We start from the raw sequence: 22,037 nt of genomic DNA on the forward strand, positions 1-22,037 counted from the left end.
AAATACAGCCACTGATCAGGGTTGATACAGTACAGTGACCGCGGTTCCTTCGATCCATAAATGATTCGTCACCACTCTGTCGTTGCCGGCATCAGGATCGTTTCGTTCTACCGCCACATACCAGGTACCACCCGGTAGTGGATAACTGAAATCACCACCTGAATTGTAGATCACCAGAATACGACTCCAATCATCGTTGTTGGCAGCGGCATTAATGTCCGTCACCAGCACATGATCAGAATAACGAATCGTCGAAACATAGTTATCTATTTCATGCCAGGTATTCATACGCAAACCGGGGTGATGATTACGCAGTCTGATCAGATCCTGGTAATAACGATAAATATCGGCGTTCTCAACTTTCCAGTTCCAACGGATCTTGTTGATTTCATCAGATGAAATAAAAGAGTTTTCGTCACCCTGTTTATCGCGCATCAATTCAACACCGCCGTGCAGAAACGGAATTCCCTGCGAGGTCAGAATCATGCCATTGGCATAGTTTTGTATCCGCCGGAGGTAATCACTTGAAGAATCGATACCATTCACATCGGCCCAGGCCAGGATTTTATCTCTCAGACAAAGGTTATCATGAGCAGAAACGTAATTTATGCTTTGTTCCGGATCCGTTGCAAACATAGGATCCCAGAGATCAATCACCTGCCACGGGTCGTTGTTATAGCGAATGGCAGCACGGGAACCAAAGTCCATTTTCCAGATCTCACCCTGATTGAATGCGAAACCGCCACCATAACCATTGTCATTGTTGCCCTTGATTGCCTCGCGATAATGAGCATTAAAAATACCCACATGAGCCTCATATTCTCGAGCAATTGTCCCCGGTCGGACACGCTCACTTTCACGGATATCTTCGGCATAACCATTCCATGGTTCGCCATACAACAACAGGTTACGATCGGGAAACACATCATTCAAATACCGACCCCAGCGCCCAAACTCGTCATGATCAAAAATACCTGCCAGATCAAACCGGAAACCGTCAAGGTTATATTCTTTCAGCCAGTATTCGAGTGAATCCTGAATCATACGACTGACCATAGGGACATTGGCATCGATAGAGTTGCCTGTACCACTGAGATCAGTGTCGGTGTAATAACGCATGGAGATATGTTCAAACATCTCATAATCAAACGTATGGTTGTACACCACATCCATGATGACGCGGATACCAGCCTTATGAAACTCGTTCACCATAGTTTTTAATTCCCGGACCCGATCTTCATAGTTCAGTGAAACCGCATAACGATCTTCCGGCACATTATAATTTCTCGGGTCATATCCCCAGTTATAACAGCTGGTGTCGGCTAAGTCCGGACACGTTGCAAAGTCATAAATCGGCAACAATTGAACATGAGTGATACCCAGCTCTTTCAAATGATCAATACCCGTAGCAACGGATTGGTAAGCAGTGCCCGTCTCCACCATTCCCATAAATTTTCCGCGTTTGTCAGCTGACACTGCCGAACTGGCATCAATAGTGAAATCACGGACGTGCACTTCATAAATAACAGCATCCTCACGTTCAGCCAGCGGTGGACGTTCAACCCACCCACCAGCTGGCAGTGTCCGGCTCATATCCATAACAATATTAGTATCCTCATTAGGAATGGCCATCTTGCCGTAAGGGTCACGTACCCGTATGCCATTAATCTTGAAAAAGTAGGGTTGACCGTGTAGATCTCCATTCACCCGCCGGCCATAGATACCCGTGTAACCATTCTGATCATCCGCCCTGAGCATGGGATAATCCACGCCGTTCAAATTCAGCATGACGTTCGAGCTTTCAGGAGACCAGATGGCAAACGTTGTACCGTCAGCATCATATTCCGCTCCCAATCGATGAATAACCAAATCATTGGGACTGGCAGCCTCCAGTGAGAACAGGTGAGACTCAACATTTAAACAAATCGTATATTGAGTATTCATGCTCACACCATAATCCTGAGCCGGGTAACTTTCCTGCCAGTTACCATAACGATCCACTTTAAAACGGGGTCCACCATTTTCATCTCCATCAGAAAATGTCTGTGTCGTGCAGTAGTGAACATTGTCATCAGTGCTCATTTGCATCTTACCCCAAGCATTCGGAGTACCTCGAAAGTACCACTCTGCGGAACCATTACCTGCTAATAGGAGAATCACCGATAACCAGATTATCCGGGTGTTCATACAGCCTCCTTTCTTGATGTTATTTTTGAGTCAGCCGATACGACTTTTATGCGGACATTTCTCGATTTATGCTGCGACTATAGGCTGTCGCGCACTAAGCATAGTACATGGCCAGCAGCAGGTAACTGCTCTGAAACTCTAACCGGGGACGGGAATCAAGAGTCGTTACGAGACAATCGGTTCGTGGTGTGAATGACTATCTGTACATTGATTCAAAAGAGAGCACATCTGATAAAGGTATATTATTTCTGACGAAGCCAGAAAAATGCGGGCTGTGCTGTCACAGCCACCAACTACAATCTGTGTTTCAGATGCAAATTGTTCTTGAATGATTGCTGCCGGAAAGGCTTATTCTCCAACGGAAAACATTGCTTCCAGATCATGCTTGGAGTGAGTCTGAAACGCCAGCATGGTTTCGGTTCTGATAATGGAATCGATCTGGGAAATTTTCTGCGTGACCAGATCCGCCAGATCTTCATTGGCCCTGACTCTGACGATGGCCGCGACATCGTAAGAGCCGCTGACAGAATATACTTCGGAAATACCGGGTATATTAGCCAGCTGCTCAGCGACTTCATTGATATGTTTTTTTTCTATGCTGAACAGAATGATGGCAGTAAGCATATCGATTCCTCGTGGGATACGTTGATGATCAATGAACCACTGAACCCGTTTTTATGGTTCGGTGGTTCATTACCTGAAGGCTAAATAGATCAGATGCCTCTCTAAATCCGCTGTCTTAACGCAATATCCGTCAGCAGATCAAAAAATCAGCTACCCCGATCATAATCAGCCATGACTTTTAACCGTTGCCAGACCTTGCCGTTAATGCTGTCCACTGGATAGTGCCCGGTATTGTCAGCCTCACCAATTTCTTCGTCCAACAGGATTTCCATCGCCTGTTCGACCCGGTCTACTGCATGGATGGAAAACATCCCGGCTTTAACCGCAGCAATAACATCATCATTCAACATCAGATGTTTGATATTATCTTTAGGAATGATCACGCCCTGTTTGCCGGTTAATTCCCGATCCCGACACAATTGGAAGAATCCTTCTATTTTTTCATTCACGCCACCAATCGCCTGAACTTCTCCATGCTGATTGATCGATCCGGTAACAGCAAACGTTTGTGACACAGGCACCTCCGCAATGGCCGATACCAGGGCAACCAATTCTGCCAATGAAGCACTGTCACCATCGATATGGCCGTAAGACTGCTCCATGGCCAGATTGGCACTGATGATCAGAGGAAACTCACGGGCATACTTCTGACCCAGGTAACCCGTCAGCAACATCACCCCCTTGGAGTGAATGGACTGACCCAGTTCCGATTCTTTTTCGATATCTACAATGCCATTGGAACCAGCATAAACTGTCGCGGTAATCCGTGCCGGTTGACCAAAGCGGGTCTCACCAAGCTCCATAACCGTCAGGCCATTGACCTGACCAATACGGGCACCATCGGTATCAATCAACACGGTTCCCTCAGCGATCTCCTGCATCAGTTGCTCACTGATACGTCCGTTGCGCACTTCCGCGGCTTTTAAGGCCCCCAAAATATGTTGCTCATCAATAACGTCCCGTTCATCACGGGAGCGCAGGTAGTCCGCCTCTGCCATGATTTCAAACAGACCGACCATACGTGGCGACAATCGCTCTTTGTGCTCCGCCTGGCGCAAACTGTATTCAATCATCCGCTCAACGGCACGACGGGTCAGGTGAGCATAGTTTTTACTTTCACTATAATGTTTAAGACGCCGGATCAGGTGATCCATGGTGCCTTCACTACGCGGAATGTAACTGTCAAAATCGACCAGTACCCGGAACAGTTCGCTGAACTCGGGGTCATAAGCCTGCAACTGATAATAGATATCCCGCGAACCAATCAGAATGATTTTGACATTGATGTCCACACTTTGGGGCGTCAATGTCACCGCCGAATACAACGTGGCATCATAACCGGACGCATCCAGTTTGATCTGGCGAGTTTTCAGTGCCAGTTTCAGGGCATCCCAGGCCAGAGGTTCGATCAACAACTTTTCCGCATCGAGAATCAAATATCCACCGGATGCTTTGACCAGACTGCCAGGTTTGATCAGTCGGTAATTGGTTACCGGCGTTCCCTGGTTGATGGTGTACTCAATCCGGCCGAATAAATTGGCATAACTCGGCAGCAACTCATAAATCACCGGCGCACCTTCTGTGGGCGAGTGTTCAACCAAAATGTTGGGAGAATAGGTTGAAACCAATACTTGCCGGCGCTCATGATCGGTACGGGATTCCAATTGGATCTCATCACCGAAAAGTTCCAGTACCACTCTTGGCAGATGCTCACGCAACTCACGGAAATAACGTAACACCCCAATGCGGTTCTGATACTTGCGTTCAAGCTTTTTGATCAACGGCCTGACCGCCAGTGCAATGGTTTCAATATCCAATTGACGGCTTTGTTCAGAGGCTTCCCGACGCCATTGCGGCAGTTCCAGCAGTTGTTCATTGAGAAACTCTTCAAGCTCAGAAATCCGGCTTAAATACAGCATCTTGGGTTCTTCTGGTAACTGTGCAAACTCGGTTTCATCGAGCGCCTTGCCTTCATATACCGGAGCAAACAGGATAGAGCCGTTTTCGCCGATTACAGCAACATCCAGCCCACTGGCTTTCCGATCCACATTGGCAATGGCCTGATCGTATTTTTGATTGAAAGTGCGTTCTATCTGCGCTTTCCGTCGCTGATAAGATGGATTTTCAAATGCAGCTGGAAACGTATCGAGTAACTCATCAATAAAATGCTCAATATCACTAACCAATTTACTGGCCTGCCCGGATGGTAGCTCCAGTGCCAATGGCTCCGAGGTATTGTTGAAATTATTGACGTAACACCAGTCCGAAGGTGCGGTCTTCTGCTCCGCCTTCTCTCGAACATAACGGGACACCAGTGTCTGACGCCCAGTGCCAGGCTCACCCATTACAAACAGGTTATAGCCCGATGAGGGAATATTGATTCCTAGCTCAAGTGCAGCCTTGGCTCGCTCATGACCCAGAAAACCAATGTCGGCTTCCAGCTCGGCAGTGGTTTCAAAATTCATATATGCCAAAGAGACATTATTTTTTAACAGATCTACAGTCAGTTTTGTCATGGAATAGGGTTACTTCTCAATCGGATAAGAATGGTGGCTGTTCACATTCGATAACGTAGTCAATATCTGTGGCGATCAAACCGAAACTTTACCTTTAATGCTTGGGTGAGCTTCGTAGCCGACAATTTCAAAATCTTCAAACTGATAACCGAACAAGCTATCAGGTTTGCGCTGAATGCGGAGAGACGGTAGCGGATAAGGCTGTCGGGTCAGTTGCAACTCAGTTTGTTGCTGGTGATCGTTATAAATATGCACATCACCACCAGACCAGACAAAGTCCCCTACTTCCAGATCAGCCTGATGGGCAATCATATGAGTCAACAGCGCGTAACTGGCAATATTGAACGGCAACCCCAGAAAAACATCACAGCTACGCTGGTACAGCTGACAGCTCAACCGACCGTCGGCCACATAAAACTGAAACAGACTGTGGCAGGGCGGCAGCGCCATTTTTTCCACAACGCCGGGATTGTATGCCACCACCAGCATGCGCCGGCTGTCGGGGTTGGTTCGGATGGTATTCAACACATTGCTGATCTGGTCTATGGTCTCGCCATCCGGTGTTTTCCAACTGCGCCACTGCTCACCGTAAACCGGCCCGAGATCACCATTTTCATCAGCCCATTCATCCCAGATACGAACACCATTTTCTTTCAGATAACGGATATTGGTATCACCACTAAGAAACCAGAGCAATTCGTGAATGATACTGCGCAGATGCAGCTTTTTGGTCGTGACCAGCGGAAACCCCTGACTGAGATCAAAACGCATCTGGTAACCAAAGATGCTCTGGGTACCGGTACCGGTACGATCAGTCTTCATATTGCCATGGGTTTTGATATGCCGAATAAGATCTAAATACTGTTGCATGTTTGTTCTGCTGATACCCTGAAGGGTTTGATTAACCGAATGAACAGGTTGTTCATCCTGAACAATTTGTTCTTCGCCTCACGTTATCGGGCGATATGTCATGAGCCGTCACGCGAAACATTGACCTGTCCGCATACAGCCTTTTTTGAATCAGCTCCCGAACTATCCGGAACTGCAGTTGGCTGCTAACCAACCATGATCCATCCCTGCATCAAACCATCAACCCTGCATGCGTTATCACAGGATTAATCAGGCGCGAATTGTGACACGTTGGCGCGTTAGTCAAAAGCCCTGTGGCATGATGATTCACTGATCGCCATAATAGCGCTTTCATTCAGGCCACGACGATAAAAAAATACTATGGAAGCCTGGCAGATTCTGGCAATTGCGACCGGCTACATCGGCATTATGTTTGCGGTGGCAATAGCCGGTGACCGTCATCTCGACAAACCATTAAAAATTCCTCCGGCTGCTGTCTATGGTCTGGCAATGGCCGTTTATTGCACGTCCTGGACTTATTACGGAGCAGTTGGTCGAGCGGCTTCAAGTGGCTGGGAGTATCTGCCCATCTATCTGGCACCGATTCTGATGTTCCTGTTCGGCAACCGGATCATCTATAAGGCTTTGCTGGTATCCAAGCATCAGAACTGCTCCTCTATTGCCGACTTCCTTGCCTCCCGGTTTGGTAAACGTCCAGGCATCGCTATTCTGGTCAGCATCATTTCGTTGATGGCAATTATTCCTTACATCTCATTGCAGCTGAAAGCGGTGACAGCAAGTATCAATGTGATCAGCCAGCCCGTCGATACCTCTCAATCCGGCTGGCTGGGGGACACGACCCTCCCAATTGCGTTCAGCATGACGGTATTTGCAATCCTGTTCGGCACCCGTCAGGTGCACGTCACCGAGCATCACCGCGGCATGATGATGGCAATTGCGTTCGAATCCATCGTCAAACTGCTGGCTCTGCTAACCATCGGCTTTTTTGTAGTATTTACCCTGTTCAACGGTCCACAGGATTTCTGGCAGCAATTCGACAGCAACAGCGTCATGAACGCCCCCTTTGAGAACCGCCTGAATGCCAATTTCTGGACCCAGATGCTATTGGCCGGTGGGGCTATTCTGGTATTGCCACGGCAATTTCACATTACCGTGGTGGAAAACACCAAGATTGAACATTTCAATCTGGCCCGCTGGATATTTCCGCTCTACCTGGCGTTAATCTCCGTTGTGGTGATTCCCATTACTGCGGCCGGGCTGGTGTTATTCGAGGGTCAGGGCCTGGACGCAGATACCTTCGTTTTACATATTCCTATGGCCAGCGAAAATACCTGGCTGACCATTTTAGTGTTTATTGGCGGATTCTCTGCCGCCACCGCCATGATCGTAGTGGCCACGCTGACCATGAGCACCATGCTGAGCAATGATGTTCTGTTACCGTTGCTGCTGAAGACCAAACGTTTCAAAAGCCGTGATGGCAGAGACCTGTCTAACGCGCTGATCCTGATTCGGCGTATTGCCATTATCATGATTATTACACTGGCTTATTTTTACCATCATACCTATGGCAGCAATGACGCACTCAGTACCATCGGGCTGCTGGCGTTCAGCCTGGTGGTACAGTTGGTACCAGCCTTCCTCTGTGGCCTTTACTGGAAAGGCGCCAATGTTTGGGGAGCTTATGCCGGACTGATCTCAGGGCTCGCGCTCTGGTTCTTCACTTTAATGCTGCCAACCCTGATTCACGGCGGCTTATGGGAACCTGAAATTCTGGAAACCGGAATCATGGGTAAGGACTGGCTCCGTCCAGAACACTTACTATGGTTTGGCATTGACGATCATCTATCTCACGGAGTTTTCTGGTCACTACTGATCAACACTCTGGCGCTGGTCGCTGTGTCCAAACTGACATCGACCCGGCTGATCGATCGTTTACAGGCAGCCGCTTTTGTAGAGGTGCTAGACCCGGGCAAGGAGGTTTCTGAATCCGGGTTTCGCCGGCAAAACACCACCGTATCAGACCTGCGGGCATTACTGGAACGATTTGCCGGCGTCCGCCGGGCTGATTTTCTACTCAGTGAGTTTGCCAGAGCGCATCAAATCAGCCTGGTGGAGTCGGCAACGCCAAAACTCATCCTGATCCGGTATGTTGAACGGGTATTGTCCAGTATTATCGGCTCGGCATCGGCGCGCGCCATGGTGCACTCAATCCTCTCAGGAAAGTCCCTTGGTATTGAAGAGGTCGTCACCTTCTTTGACGAAACCACCCAGGCAATTCAGTTTAATCAAAAACTGTTATCAACCACTCTCGAAAACATCGACCAGGGTGTCAGTGTGATCGACCGGGACCTCAAACTGGTCGCCTGGAATCGACGCTATATTCAGATGTTTGACTATCCGGAAGGATTTATCCGGGTGGGTCGGCCGATTGAAGATCTGGTCCGCTACAACGCATCCATGGGTGAATGTGGCCCTGGTAAAATCGAGGATCACGTCAACCGCCGGCTGGAACATCTGCGCCGGGGCACACCTCATCGCTTCATTCGCCTGCGCCGTGATGGCACGGTGGTGGAAATGAAAGGGAACCCGTTCCCGGGCGGCGGTTTCGTCACGACCTTTAATGATATCTCCGATCACGTACGCTCGCAGGAGGCCTTACAACGCGCCAAGGAGGAATTGGAAGCCAGAGTCGCAGATCGTACCCGGACGATCCAGGACATCAACCTGGAACTCAGGGCTGAAATTGCTCACCGCGAGGAAGTGGAACAGGAATTAATACACGCTCGGGCCATTGCCGAAGCAGCCAATGCCAGCAAAACCCGTTTTCTGGCTCTGGCCAGTCACGATATTCTACAACCTCTGAATGCTGCCAGACTTTACACCGCCTCTCTACTTGATGGCCAACCGGTTGAAGATGAGCATGAACAGCACACAATACTGCAAAAACTAAGCGAGTCACTGCAGTCTACCGAAGAGCTGATCAGCATCCTGCTGGAAATCGCCCGGCTTGATGATGGTGCCTTAACGCCGAAACAGGAAGCTTTTCCATTGATGGACATACTGCAGCCGCTTGAGCATGAGTTCGATATCATCGCCAGAAAAAAAGGCTTGGCCATCAAATGGGTCAACACCCGCCATCATGTCTTCAGTGACCCGGTTTATTTACGCCGAATCATTCAAAATCTGGTTTCCAATGCCATTAAATACACTTCAAAGGGGAAAGTACTGGTAGGATGCCGCCATCGACAGGGAGCACTGGAGCTACAGGTTTGGGATACTGGACCAGGCATTTCGAAACAGGACCAGGGTAAGATCTTTAACGATTTTTACCGCATCGAAACCACCAACCACGAACAAGGTGTCGGTCTCGGACTAGGTGTCGTACACCGTATGAGCAATCTATTGCAACACGGTCTTGATATTTGGAGTCAGCCAGGCAAAGGCACCATGTTGTCGGTCAAAATTCCCATCGCAGACAAGAACGCAATCATCACACCGTTCGAAACCCGAGAAGTCAGCAGTGCTCTAAATAATGACTTTGCCGGCCTGAAAGTGCTGTGCGTCGACAATCAACCCGAAAACCTTCATGCCCTGGAAACCCTTTTGACCAGATGGGGGTGCTCTACGAAGACCGTCAGTCAGAGAGAAGAAGCTTTGAGTGAAGAGATGCCTGACCTGCTGTTGATGGATTATCAGCTGGATCACGGACAGGATGGTATTACATTGACGTTGGACTTGTGGCAGCAGTGGAAGCAACAGATTCCTACCATTTTAATCACCGCCAATGCGGAACAGAGTATTCGGCAACTGGCTCGTGAACACGGAATTGGCTATTTACGCAAACCGATCAAGCCCGCCCCGTTAAGATCTCTGGTTACCAGTTTTTTGCGACAAGCCGGATAGTTCAAACAGATTTGGTTGTGACTGCATTCACACAAAAATATCGAACTGATCTCAATATTGTGCAAAGAAAAAATGAATTTCCAGGGAAGCTTGATCTGATCACACTCTTAGAGAAAATTTCCGTCTAAAGTTGTCGATTAATTGTACAACCACTCGAATGAATGAAGAGTCATTCTCATGATCAAGCGCGTATCCAACACTTATCTTATTAGCAATGTACCTGATCACATCGTCGATAATCCCCCTTTTGTAAAACCGGGGCAGTCTTATTTATCGCATTACAATATCGCAGTCTGGCTTAATATGAATCAGGCTCATGACCTGCCTATACAGCTTGTTTTAAAGGTTCAGGACGATATCAAAGAACAGACTATCAGCGTGGATAAGGTTCAAATGACCCGAATCGGACAAACTTTGCTGTCGGGTGTGGCCGTTATTAAAAGCAAGGGGCCGATCCGACAAATGCAATTACATGTTAAAACCGATAACAATCATCTTTCTTTTCAGATCGACGAAATCTTTGTTCAACGACACGAGCAAAAACAACAATTAACCAGTACACCGGAACGTCGCAATTCAGGCAGATAAAAAAACCCCTTGAACAACAGGATACTGCATACTACTTCCTATCAAGGGGGTACAACTCAACTCGCTCTAAACCGATTTCCCAACTGAACAACCTGCTTCAATACAGGAATACCGTCAACAGGGAGCGGTTCTATACTGTCAACTGCCAATGACTCGGGGTAACTTGAGAACTCCAAACCAGTCAGACGATTTAAATGCTCCAGGGCTCTCTCAGGGTAATATTCAGCAATGCTGACAACCTTTCCTGATTCATTCATAACACTCACCTATCTGACCATGTTGTATTTATTCTCCAATAAGCGACAACCGTGCCAATTTATAACCCATTGATTTTAAAGGAATTTTTAGATCTACATGACCAATAACACAAAAAAGGGCAAAACAGGCTGACTCTTAGGGTCAGTCTGTTACCTAAATGCGATATTTCATTGAATGAAGGCGGGGGCGAGGAAAAACCATTAGGCAGCCTTAAAAGGCGCCCATGTTCTCCGGCAGTTTCAACTTGGATGCTGCAATAACGGCCTGGGTTCTGTTTTGCACACCCAGTTTACGAAAAATGGCAGTAATATGGGCTTTTACAGTGGCTTCTGAAATATTGAGATCATAGGCAATCTGCTTATTCAGGCGCCCTTCGGTTAAATGCATCAGAACTTTGAACTGCTGGTCAGTCAATGTCGCCACTCGATCAGAAAAATCCTTTTCTTCCAATGGTAACCTTTCGAGTTCAGCCCTTATGGCTGACGGAACCCAGCAATCACCTTCCAATACGGCGTTTATTGCCTCAATGATTTGTTCAGCCGGGCAACTTTTGGGAATAAAGCCACTGGCACCATATGCCAGGGCACGCTGAATGATCAAAGGATCTTCCATTGCAGATATCACCACAATGGGTACTGCAGCATAACACTCGCGCAGATGAATCAAGCCAAAAAAACCATCGCTGCCAGGCATATTCAAATCCAGCAACAACAGATCAGGCTCACCACTTGTCTCAATTAATTCTTTGGTGGTGGTAATAGAATCGGATGTGAGTATCCGGTCTCTGGGAAATCCTCTCTTCAATGCCGTTGTCAAAGCATCACGAAACAAAGGATGATCATCAGCTATTAAAAAAATCGCCATAGTCATGTCATCGGTTATTGTTTTTATCGTCCCAAGAACAACAAGGACCCGGAAAAGTGGCTGTTCTGTCTGACTTCGGGCATTCCGGATCTACACATCTGGACAGAAACAGCGTTCTGACTTGGCATCTTAGACTTACATAGCTCCTGGCACAAGCAGCGTACTGTCATGCCAGGTGTTTTTGCAGGAGATCAGAGGTTCCGATGATTATCAATCAGCTCATCCACCACCGATGGATCTGCCAATGTGGATGTATCGCCCAACTCACCATACTCATTTGCCGCAATTTTTCTGAGAATGCGACGCATGATTTTACCTGAGCGTGTTTTTGGTAATCCCTGAGTCCATTGAATCAAATCAGGTGACGCAATCGGGCCAATTTCCTTTCTCACCCAGGCAATCACTTCCTTGGTCAGATCCTCATCCGGATACACTCCTTCCATCGGGGTAACATATACATAAATCCCCTGCCCTTTGACATCATGGGGATACCCAACTACGGCAGCTTCAGCCACAGCAGGATGTGAAACCAGGGCACTCTCGATTTCCGCCGTTCCCAGGCGATGGCCGGATACGTTCAGCACGTCATCGACACGACCGGTAATCCAGTAGTAACCATCTTCGTCTCTGCGGGCACCATCACCGGTAAAATACAGACCTTCATAAGTACTGAAGTAAGTCTGAATGAAACGCTCATGATCACCATAAACTGTGCGCATCTGACCAGGCCATGAATCCGTAATCACCAGATTACCTTCGGTCGCTCCCTCTAAAAACTGGCCGGTTGAATCTACCAACGCCGGTTGTATCCCAAAAAATGGACGGGTAGCTGATCCTGGTTTGAGATCCGTTGCGCCTGGCAATGGTGTAATCAATGCACCACCGGTTTCAGTCTGCCACCAGGTATCCACAATCGGTGATCGGGATTCACCAAATGTCTCGTAATACCACTTCCACGCCTCTGGATTGATCGGCTCTCCGACTGTACCCAGCAACCGCAAAGACTGACGACTGCTTGATCCTGTGGCCACATCACTATTAGCCATCAGGGTACGGATGGCCGTCGGAGCGATATAGAGAATATTCACCTGATGTTTGTCGACAATCTGACCCACCCGTCCGGTATCAGGGTAAGTTGGGATGCCTTCAAACATTAATGTTGTGGCACCGTTCGCCAGCGGTCCGTAGACAATATAAGTGTGCCCGGTTACCCAACCGACATCAGCTGCACACCAGTACACCTCACCAGGACGATAATCAAACACATACTGGTGAGTCAGTGATGCATAAACAAGATAACCGCCAGTTGTATGCAGAACGCCTTTAGGCTTGCCGGTAGAACCAGACGTATAAAGAATGAATAGTGGATCCTCTGCATTCATCGGTTCAGGTTCGCACTCCGCCGGCTGGCTATTGACGGCATCGTGGTACCAAGTGTCACGACCGGACATCATCTCAACTTTTCCGTCGGTCCGTTTCACCACAAGTACATTTTCGACACATTCAATGGACGGGTGTTCCAGTGCTTTGTCCACATTTCCTTTCAGCGGAATGGTTTTGGAGCCCCGCATTCCCTCATCTGCGGTAATCACCAGTTTAGACTCGCAGTCGATAATACGCCCTGCCAGTGCTTCTGGAGAAAAACCACCGAACACAACAGAATGGACAGCACCAATCCGGGCACACGCAAGCATGGCATACGCCGCCTCCGGTATCATGGGCATATACAGAGTGACCCGATCACCCTTACTCAGCCCCATAGACTTCATTGTGTTAGCCAGTCTGCATACATGCTCATGCAGTTGCCGATAAGTGATTTTTTTATCGACGGATGGATCATCGCCTTCCCAAATAAGAGCGACTTCATCTCCACGTGTTTCCAGATGACGGTCTATGCAGTTATAGGCAACATTAGTAACACCATCGCCATACCAGCGAATGTGCAGATTATTCTTGTCGTAACTGACGTCTTTGACTTCGGTATAAGGTTTGTACCAGTCAATACGCTGGCCCATCTCCCGCCAGAATCCCTCGTTATCCTCCACCGATTGCTGATACATCTTCAGATAAGTGTCGTTGTCCGCGTATGTATTGGCTTTTGCTGCAGCCGAGACGGGATAAATAGCTGATTCAGACATGTTCTACCTCTCTAGATTATTGTTGTAATGCGTCCTGACAAACTAACTTAATTGTTACATGTTCTATGTTGTTATTGTGATGTCTTGCAGATTATCAATTGTCGACAGGATTACTGAATTAGACCTTGGTCGGGCGAAGTTTCGCTTGATATGCAGAAAGCCAGTTATTCACCTGTGAGAAATACAGCGATATGCCTGCCAATTCTGTGATCACTAACACCAAAACCTGGCGACCAAGACAGCGAAACATCTGATAATCGAGAGAATGAAGAGACCAAAAACCAGACAGAGTGATGACTCCGCTAGGAATCATCTGTCTGTCTGGCTTTGATTTTCTCAAGCGAGCGATAAAACTTCATCTTACAGGCACTGAGCTTCAACCCTGCAATTTCGGCAATATCCTTCAACTCCATTTCAGCTACAAACCGCAAGGACAGAATCTGCCGCTCCTGATAGTTAAGCCCCTCGATCAATCGGCCAAACTCATCATCTTTGTGATCAAACTGATGTTCGTAGCTGTCAGGCGCTTCACGTGCCCACAAGTCCTTGAAACGGGCTTCACGCTTGATTTTGTCGTGCCGGGTATTACAGCGATTGATAGTAATCGCTGTTAACCAGGTCTTAAAGGCAGACTCTTTTTTAAACCCAGGCAAGGATTTGTACACCCTTACCAGCACCTCCTGCAGAACATCATGACTTTCATCTGCATCCTTCAGTGAGGCATAGATCAGCCGGTATAAATACGGTTGATAGCGTTGCATCAGTATCTGATAGGAACGACTGTTATAGGGCAGTTCCTGCTGAGCCCGGTCTACCAACACTTCATCAGATAGATCAGTCACTATTAGGCGATGCTACTTTAATCAGTTTATAAGTTGACTGAATCAATTGCTCATTCGGGATGCAAAGCAAAGACTCATCATCAAGGCGAATAAAGGTTTTCAACGTACTAACCTCTTCAACCACTCCACGCTGTCCGTCGATTTCTATTTCATCACCGACATTCAATAACTCCCGGACATAAACACCAGAAACAATTGCCTTGGAAAGGTGTTTGGTAGCCAGTCCCAGAGACAGCGAAGCTGCCAGTGCAAACGCTGACAAGGTAATAATAATTACAGCATTGAGCAGCGCAGTTTCAATATCCAGCTCCCCAATAGCCAGAGAGACTACGATAATAATGATACCAGCATAGGCCAGTTTGCCCAGATTGCGGCTGTATTCCAAGCCAACCCCATGAGCTGCAGTTTCCACCAGTCCTTGTATGAACTGGGCAATAAACAGCCCCACGGCAATAATAACCAATGCTGCCAGTACTTTAGGGAAATACAGGAGCATTTCGTTAAGCGCAGAACTCACTTTATCCAGCCCTAAGACCTCGACCGATAATACGATGAACAGCAGAATAATCACCCAAAAGAAGACCAGACCGACCAACTCGGGTAATTTTCGTCTGATACGGGCACGGCGCAGGGCTCTAGTCACTCCAATAGTATCTGCAAGGCGGCTGACCCCGAGTTTATCCACTACACTGGTAATGACTTTAAGAGCCAGTCGGGCCAGAAAATAACCGACCACCATCAACAGAATTGCCCCGGCTATATTGGGCATAAACGAGACTATCTTCTGCCATGCTCCGGAAATGGTCCCCAACATGGGTCCGGTGGAATTGAGTGCTTCATTCATGGTGATTCTTCTCCCGTAACTTACTTCCCACTGATGCCGGATTTATAGCTGTCAACATAACAGCAACCGCTCCCCGACCAAGCATGGTAACAATATCCAGTACACCACGCTGACGGTTAGCACTATGCGATGCACTGACGATCTGATCAGCTACATCGAGCCGTTCAATACTATGCTGAAACAGACCCTTGATCTCCTGTTCCAGCTTATCTTCCCCCAAATGATTCAAATCATACCTCTCAAATCAATAACAACGTCGCCGTACCTAAAAAAGCAAAAAAACCAACTACATCTGTGACTGTCGTTAAAACCACCGACCCAGCCAGAGCCGGATCAATTTTCATCCGGTCCAGAATGACCGGCACCAGAATCCCGGCACAGGCTGCCGCCAGTACGTTGATCCAGATCGCAATTGCAATCACAAAAGATAATCCCGGATTACCGAACCACCATGACACCACAACGCCGATAATCAATGCCCATATCAGACCATTGATCAATCCAATACGAACTTCTTTATGGGCCAGCAGAGTCAGGTTGGCATTATTGATCTGACCGGTAGCCAATCCCCGAATAGTCAGGGTCAGGGTCTGGCTCCCGGCAATTCCCCCCATACTTGCCACAACGGGCATCAGAACGGCTAACGCAACAATTTTCGACAACGCCAGCTCAAACAAGCCGATAACCCAGGAAGCTGCCAGCGCGGTAATCAGATTAATTCCCAACCAGACGGTCCGTCTGGCGACAGAAACTTTAACCGGCGCGAACAAGTCTTCGTCATTCATCCCCCCCTGGGCCAGCAGTTGGTTTTCATAAAAATCCACTGCCAGTTCCAGCGCTTCACGAATAGTGATCCGTCCCAGCAGTTCATGTTGCTCATTGACCACCGGCATCATCGCAAACCCGGAACTTTTCATATCCAACGCGGCTTCACCATAATCCTGGTCAGCCAGCAGCATATGTTTCTCATCGAGATCAGATAATTCTGATAATGCCTGCCTTGCGGGTGCTGACTGTAATATTTCCAGATCAACACTGCCTTTGAAAATGCCTTTGTCATCTACAAGCAGTAGCCGGTCAGTGTACTCAGGCACCTGTTGCTGTTTTAGCGCTGTTCGGGCCATAGCTGCGGTCGCTTCGGGTGTAACCGTCAATACCGCTCTGGAAACATAACGACCAATTTTCCGGTCGGTATAGGACAGCGCTTTCTGAACCAGTTCCTGTTCGTCAGAGTCCAGACGTTTTATGGCACGCAACAACACATGGCTGGGCATCATACCCAGGACTTCAACCAAGTGTTCTGACGAAGTCGATTCAGCCAGATTGTACAGCTCAGTCGCACTGAGCTGCTCAATCAGTCGCCGCCGTACGTCATCATTTGTGACGACCAGCACATCTCCGCGCAACTCCAGAGGGATTTCCTGGAACAACCCAAGACGATGGTCTGGATACATCCCTTCGATAAAAAAAGCCCAGTCATTGGGACTGAACTCCGGCGTCTCCAGCGGAAGAGCCGGTACACTTTCAGCAAACTGATCCAACAGCCAGCCGAGCAAAGATTCTCTTAAATCCGGATTAACCATAAACAGGTTCCTTAATTCTTTATGGTTGACTGATGTCGGTCATGACCACAATTGGAACGCAACTTAATACCTCGAAGCTCGTATCATCCACCTAATTACAGGAAATACGATTGAGTTGGACCATAGCACACCTGCTCAGGCCACATTCCGACAATGGCTGATTTATCATTCGTCCATCATGTCTGCTGATATTCATTTTTTTTTAACGACACATTCAGATTGTTTCTCTTTTTTTGTACCTGAGTTATTTAAGAGAATGTACCTCAACAAATCAGTGTCACAACGTTTTTTTTGGAGAGTAAAATGGCAACTTTATTACAAATTAATTCTGGCGTTTTTTCAGATAACTCCCAGTCGAGCAAACTGGCCAATCAAATTGTATCAACATGGTCTGCCAAGAACCCTGAAGGTACAGTGGTTAAACATGACCTGACGTCTTTTGACGTTCCCCATCTCGACAGCGCAACCGTTGGAGCTTTTTTTACTCCAGCAGACCAGCGCAGTGACGAGCAGAAACAAGCCGTAGCCCTGTCTGATCAGCTGATCGCAGAAGTAAAGGCAGCTGACATCATCGTTGTCGGAGTACCGATGTACAACTTGTCAATTCCTTCTCCATTAAAAGCTTGGATAGATCATATCTGCCGCGCAGGTGAAACTTTCAAATACAACGAACAGGGCCAACCTATCGGCCTGGTAGAAGACAAAAAAGTCATCATTGCAGCTGCGCGAGGCGGTCTTTATGAAGGATCTGCTTACGACACCCAGACTGAGTGGCTGAAGCACATTTTTGGTCTGATCGGTCTCACCAGCCTTGAATTCGTCTACGCTGAAGGCTTGGCAATGGGTGAAGAAAAAGCCAAAGAAAGTTTCTCAAGCGCTGAGAAACGTATTGAATCACTGGCAATCTAATTTAATCGGAGTGACTTATGGGCCTGTTAGTAAAAGGAGAATGGAAAGACCAGTGGTATGACACAGATGCCAACGATGGCGAATTCATCCGCTCCAAGGCCCAGTTCCGCAACTGGGTTACCAAAGATGGTAGCCCAGGCCCCAACGGCCGGGGAGGCTTCAAAGCCGAATCCGGACGTTATCATCTTTATGTATCGCTTGCCTGTCCCTGGGCACACAGAACTCTGATATTCAGAAAGCTGAAACAACTCGACGATCATATTTCAATATCTGTAGTGCACCCGGACATGCTTGAGCACGGCTGGAGTTTTGACGGTAATCCGAGCGCGGCTTATGGTGTTGAAATCAAAGACCATCTGTTTAACAGCCAGCACTATTACGAAATTTATACCCGCGCTGACAACCGCTATTCCGGTCGGGTAACTGTTCCGGTTTTATGGGATAAACAGAACAATACCATTGTCAGCAACGAATCGTCTGAAATTATCCGCATGTTCAATTCTGCATTTAACAAGGTGACCGATAATCAGCAGGATTTTTATCCGCCGCACTTGCGCGATTTGATAGATCGTTTTAACGAACGCATCTACGATACCGTCAACAATGGTGTCTACCAATGCGGCTTTGCGACGACTCAAAGAGCCTATGAAGAGGCATACAACAAGCTGTTTGATTCACTGGATTGGTTAGAAGCACATTTCACCACATCCCGTTATCTTTGCGGCAACGACCTGACCGAAGCCGACTGGCGGCTGTTCACCACGCTGCTACGCTTTGACCCGGTATACTACGGTCACTTCAAGTGCAATAAACAACGGATCAGTGACTATCCCAACCTTTCCGCCTACATGCGGGAACTGTTTCAATTACCTGGTATCAGTGACACATTCAATCTGGAACACTGTAAAAGACACTACTATTACAGTCATAAAACCATAAATCCGACTCAAGTGGTTCCCGTCGGGCCAAAAATTGATTATTTTGCCCCCTTTGATCGACAACAATTGTAAGCCTGACATGCCTGACTCAAAACTTATTTATATCATGGACCCAATGTGCAGTTGGTGTTTTGCATTTGCAGAGCCACTGAGACAATTACAAAAACAGACCGGATTGGATACAGAGTGGATCATGGGAGGGCTGGCAGAGGACAGTGATGAACCCATGAGCGCGGAAATGCAGTCTACGATTGCAGGATATTGGCGCAAAATCTCTGAAGTCACTGGGGTAACCTTTAATCTCGACTTCTGGACCCAAAATACACCGAGGCGATCTACTTACCCATCCTGCCGGGCAGTGATTGCAGCGGAAAAAATGTCCAAAGGAATGAGCCAGCCAATGGCGGAAGCTGTTCAACAGGCCTATTTTCAAGGTGCTGAAAATCCTTCAGACATTGATACACTGATTCAGTGCGCGAAAAGTATTGGGCTTAACCCTGACCTGTTTTTGAAAACAATAACAGCAGAAGAAGTTGAGACAACATTGCAGCAGCACTTGCATCTGGTGCAACAATGGGGCATTCAAGGGTTCCCGGCGTTACTCCTGACCAGACAACAAAAAGCCGTACCACTGGCAATGGGATATTGCTCAACGGACGAACTGCTCACCCATTACCAGAAAGCGCTAACACTATTGCAATAGGCTTTTTCTGACAAATGCTCTTAACTGATAACCATCCTGCTTGAGGCTTTTAGCCAGTAAAACCGTCTGTTCTTTACTGGTGAAAGGCCCAAGAAAAAGCTTTTCAGCTCCATCAGAATCACTAATAAACCAGTCAGCACCGGAAATTTTCCGTCCGATTTTAGCCATAACCTTGGCAACTCTGGCATTTTGCAATTCTATATAGTAGTAAGGCCCGGCTGCCGGAAACACAGAGTGAATAGGAGGCTTATACTCTGAACTCTCCAGTCTCCCGGATTTACGAAAAAAAGCCATTTTGGAGAGAGAGTTTTTCAAACCCGCAATACTGCTACGATCAGACAACGGACCGAGGAAAATGCGGTGTCCAGACTCATACGATGTTGCTGTCAACGGCACACCAAGAGCCAGAAGTCGTTTGTTCGTAAAATAACTGATCGTTGCTTTATCAGAATCTGTCACACCGAGATGAATAAAATAATGGCTACCTGATTTTAAAGCGGTAAATGGCTTAATATTACTGGCCTGAGCCGTATGGGTTTTGGGCTTTTTGGGCTTCTCTGCTTTCGGTTTTGACGCCCGTGACTTGACTGCAGTAGACCCACCCCAACCTTGTTGAATGCCCAGCGCCACTTGTAAACGCTGATCTTCTTCAAAACCAGTCAGACTTTCCGCCCGCAGCTGAAACAACCATGTAGGAGACACAGAAAAATCAGCAGACAGGCCATAACGGATACCTAGGGTCCCCAAATCCACTAACGTCAGATCCGTCCCATCCAGTACCACATCTGCCAGTGAATTTTGAATCCCTAGAGAAGGACCAACAGCGACTCGTCCAAACTTCAAAAATGGCCAATCTACACCAATATCTGAATACAACAACGCATGCTCAACATCGATACCATTATAATCGTATTGCAGACTGGGCAGATACTGAACAGTCGCATCCAACCTCGGCCCAACACCCGACTTACTCCCAAACACCAGGCCCAACCCGACTCCAGGAGCACCATTTGAAATATCGGAATAAGTGACCTGACCTTTCACACCAACACCCACACCTCCAACAGATGCAGCCTCAAGTGCTACAGAAGCAACAGAAAACAATAATACCAGGACGCAGGATTTGGTTTTCACAGTTATATTCCTTTTACAACACAGCAAATTGAGCAGTATATAGACCGCAGCCAGGATAGTTATCCCTTGAATAGTAAGCAGGTAAACAGCCATCAATATAAAACCAGAGAGTACAATATATGAAAGCCGTCACATCGCCAACGACGAAATCTGAATGTTGGGATTGATTTCTAAAAAAAGCTGCCCTTAAGTCACCCCCGGCCAAATTAAGAGGACTGACTCCCTGGATTAGAAAATGTCTTCGAACTGTCATTGTTGTAACCTGATTGTGCAGTTAACATTCCGCCCATTCAAACCTATCAAAAGGCTCCGCAATGCTTACCTACCCGAAAATTGACCCTGTTCTGATTCACATCGGCCCTGTGTCCGTCCACTGGTATGGAGTGATGTATCTACTTGGTTTTATCGCCGGTCTGTGGCTTGCAAAGGTCAGAGCCCGTAAGCCAGGCAGTGGCTGGACAGTAGATCAGGTCGATGACCTGCTGGTTTACATCGTACTTGGAATCATCCTCGGCGGACGCATCGGTTATGTTTTCATCTACCACATCGACCTGTTTTTTCAGAACCCTCTATACCTGTTTAAGATCTGGCAGGGAGGCATGTCCTTCCATGGTGGATTCATAGGCGTCACGGTTGCGCTATGGCTGTTTGCCCGCAAACACAACAAAAAATGGATTGATGTTGGTGATTTCACCGCCCCTCTTATTCCTCCTGGACTCGCATTTGGCCGTTTAGGCAACTTTATCAACGGCGAATTATGGGGCAGAACCACGGATGTTCCCTGGGGCATGGTTTTCCCAAATGCCGGAAATCTACCCAGACACCCAAGCCAACTTTACCAGTTCGCTGGAGAAGGAGTGTTGCTATTCATCCTGATGTGGTGGTTCAGCTCCAAGCCACGACCTCGATATGCTGTTACAGCGATGTTCATGATCGGTTATGGTGCCTTTCGAACAATGGCAGAGTTTTTCCGCCAACCAGATGCTCAACTGGGTTTCCTGGCGTTTGATTTTCTAACTATGGGAATGCTGCTGTCTGTGCCCATGGTGGTCATTGGCACAGCCCTGATGATCTATGCCTACCAAAAAGGGGAATTACGTCAAAAGCCGAACAAATTATAACCATACTGAGACAAT

Annotated in this window: 18 protein-coding genes; 6 read left to right on the top strand and 12 right to left on the bottom strand. The window is 47.6% G+C overall.

Annotated features, from left to right (window positions below; genetic code table 11):
- Positions 1–15: 15 nt before the first annotated feature.
- The 4 genes from ACQY6I_RS14845 to ACQY6I_RS14860 all read right to left on the bottom strand — a co-directional run bounded on the left by ACQY6I_RS14845 (position 16) and on the right by ACQY6I_RS14860 (position 6,197).
- Positions 16–2,187 carry an alpha-amylase family glycosyl hydrolase gene (locus ACQY6I_RS14845; protein ID WP_428242277.1) on the bottom strand — a complete coding sequence of 724 codons (2,172 nt, stop codon included), beginning with the start codon at positions 2,185–2,187 and terminating at the stop codon, positions 16–18.
- 348 nt (positions 2,188–2,535) lie between these two features.
- Positions 2,536–2,811 carry an Lrp/AsnC family transcriptional regulator gene (locus tag ACQY6I_RS14850; protein WP_428242278.1) on the bottom strand — a complete coding sequence of 92 codons (276 nt, stop codon included), beginning with the start codon at positions 2,809–2,811 and terminating at the stop codon, positions 2,536–2,538.
- Positions 2,812–2,957: 146 nt separating this feature from the next.
- Positions 2,958–5,327, bottom strand: a complete 2,370-nt coding sequence (locus ACQY6I_RS14855; RefSeq protein ID WP_428242279.1) for a Lon protease family protein — start codon at positions 5,325–5,327, stop codon at positions 2,958–2,960.
- Between the two features lie 75 nt (positions 5,328–5,402).
- Positions 5,403–6,197 carry a thymidylate synthase gene (locus ACQY6I_RS14860; RefSeq protein WP_428242280.1) on the bottom strand — a complete coding sequence of 265 codons (795 nt, stop codon included), beginning with the start codon at positions 6,195–6,197 and terminating at the stop codon, positions 5,403–5,405.
- A gap of 360 nt (positions 6,198–6,557) precedes the next feature.
- Here ACQY6I_RS14860 and ACQY6I_RS14865 point away from each other — a divergent pair, with 360 nt between their 5' ends.
- Positions 6,558–10,100, top strand: a complete 3,543-nt coding sequence (locus tag ACQY6I_RS14865) for a PAS domain-containing hybrid sensor histidine kinase/response regulator (RefSeq protein WP_428242281.1) — start codon at positions 6,558–6,560, stop codon at positions 10,098–10,100.
- Between the two features lie 177 nt (positions 10,101–10,277).
- On the top strand, positions 10,278–10,688 hold the full coding sequence (locus tag ACQY6I_RS14870; protein ID WP_428242282.1) for a hypothetical protein: 411 nt from the start codon (positions 10,278–10,280) through the stop codon (positions 10,686–10,688).
- Positions 10,689–10,744: 56 nt separating this feature from the next.
- Here the strand turns inward: ACQY6I_RS14870 and ACQY6I_RS14875 are convergent, their stop codons facing one another.
- From ACQY6I_RS14875 to ACQY6I_RS14905, 7 genes are all read right to left on the bottom strand, one after another.
- Positions 10,745–10,945, bottom strand: coding sequence for a hypothetical protein (locus tag ACQY6I_RS14875; RefSeq protein ID WP_428242283.1), 201 nt, complete (start codon positions 10,943–10,945; stop codon positions 10,745–10,747).
- A 211-nt stretch (positions 10,946–11,156) separates the two neighbouring features.
- Positions 11,157–11,810, bottom strand: a complete 654-nt coding sequence (locus ACQY6I_RS14880) for a response regulator (RefSeq protein WP_428242284.1) — start codon at positions 11,808–11,810, stop codon at positions 11,157–11,159.
- Between the two features lie 191 nt (positions 11,811–12,001).
- Positions 12,002–13,948, bottom strand: coding sequence for an acetate--CoA ligase (gene acs / locus ACQY6I_RS14885; RefSeq protein WP_428242285.1), 1,947 nt, complete (start codon positions 13,946–13,948; stop codon positions 12,002–12,004).
- A 302-nt stretch (positions 13,949–14,250) separates the two neighbouring features.
- On the bottom strand, positions 14,251–14,790 hold the full coding sequence (locus tag ACQY6I_RS14890; protein WP_428242286.1) for a sigma-70 family RNA polymerase sigma factor: 540 nt from the start codon (positions 14,788–14,790) through the stop codon (positions 14,251–14,253).
- Positions 14,783–15,634 carry a mechanosensitive ion channel family protein gene (locus ACQY6I_RS14895; protein ID WP_428242287.1) on the bottom strand — a complete coding sequence of 284 codons (852 nt, stop codon included), beginning with the start codon at positions 15,632–15,634 and terminating at the stop codon, positions 14,783–14,785. Before ACQY6I_RS14895 ends, ACQY6I_RS14890 begins: the two co-directional genes overlap by 8 nt.
- A complete protein-coding gene (locus ACQY6I_RS14900) occupies positions 15,627–15,863 on the bottom strand; it encodes a hypothetical protein (RefSeq protein WP_428242288.1) in 237 nt (78 codons plus the stop codon). The genes ACQY6I_RS14895 and ACQY6I_RS14900 overlap by 8 nt, the downstream gene beginning before the upstream one ends.
- 10 nt (positions 15,864–15,873) lie before the next feature.
- Positions 15,874–17,217 (bottom strand): magnesium transporter, encoded by a 1,344-nt coding sequence (locus tag ACQY6I_RS14905; RefSeq protein ID WP_428242289.1) that lies wholly within the window; start codon positions 17,215–17,217, stop codon positions 15,874–15,876.
- Positions 17,218–17,520: 303 nt separating this feature from the next.
- Here ACQY6I_RS14905 and ACQY6I_RS14910 point away from each other — a divergent pair, with 303 nt between their 5' ends.
- From ACQY6I_RS14910 to ACQY6I_RS14920, 3 genes are read left to right on the top strand one after another with little or no spacing between them, the layout of a single operon-like run.
- Positions 17,521–18,126, top strand: coding sequence for an FMN-dependent NADH-azoreductase (locus tag ACQY6I_RS14910; protein WP_428242290.1), 606 nt, complete (start codon positions 17,521–17,523; stop codon positions 18,124–18,126).
- A gap of 17 nt (positions 18,127–18,143) precedes the next feature.
- A complete protein-coding gene (locus ACQY6I_RS14915) occupies positions 18,144–19,136 on the top strand; it encodes a glutathione S-transferase family protein (protein WP_428242291.1) in 993 nt (330 codons plus the stop codon).
- A 7-nt stretch (positions 19,137–19,143) separates the two neighbouring features.
- Positions 19,144–19,767, top strand: coding sequence for a DsbA family protein (locus ACQY6I_RS14920; protein WP_428242292.1), 624 nt, complete (start codon positions 19,144–19,146; stop codon positions 19,765–19,767).
- Here the strand turns inward: ACQY6I_RS14920 and ACQY6I_RS14925 are convergent.
- Positions 19,756–20,901 (bottom strand): hypothetical protein, encoded by a 1,146-nt coding sequence (locus ACQY6I_RS14925; protein WP_428242293.1) that lies wholly within the window; start codon positions 20,899–20,901, stop codon positions 19,756–19,758. The two genes, ACQY6I_RS14920 and ACQY6I_RS14925, sit on opposite strands and share 12 nt — an antisense overlap.
- A gap of 314 nt (positions 20,902–21,215) precedes the next feature.
- Here ACQY6I_RS14925 and lgt point away from each other — a divergent pair, with 314 nt between their 5' ends.
- The gene (gene lgt, locus ACQY6I_RS14930; protein ID WP_428242294.1) at positions 21,216–22,022 is read left to right on the top strand and encodes a prolipoprotein diacylglyceryl transferase; all 807 of its coding nucleotides are present in this window, start codon (positions 21,216–21,218) and stop codon (positions 22,020–22,022) included.
- The last annotated feature ends 15 nt before the right edge of the window (positions 22,023–22,037 follow it).

Origin of the sequence: Gynuella sp. (assembly GCF_050297175.1) — a bacterium.
In the GTDB taxonomy this organism is placed as follows: domain Bacteria; phylum Pseudomonadota; class Gammaproteobacteria; order Pseudomonadales; family Natronospirillaceae; genus Gynuella.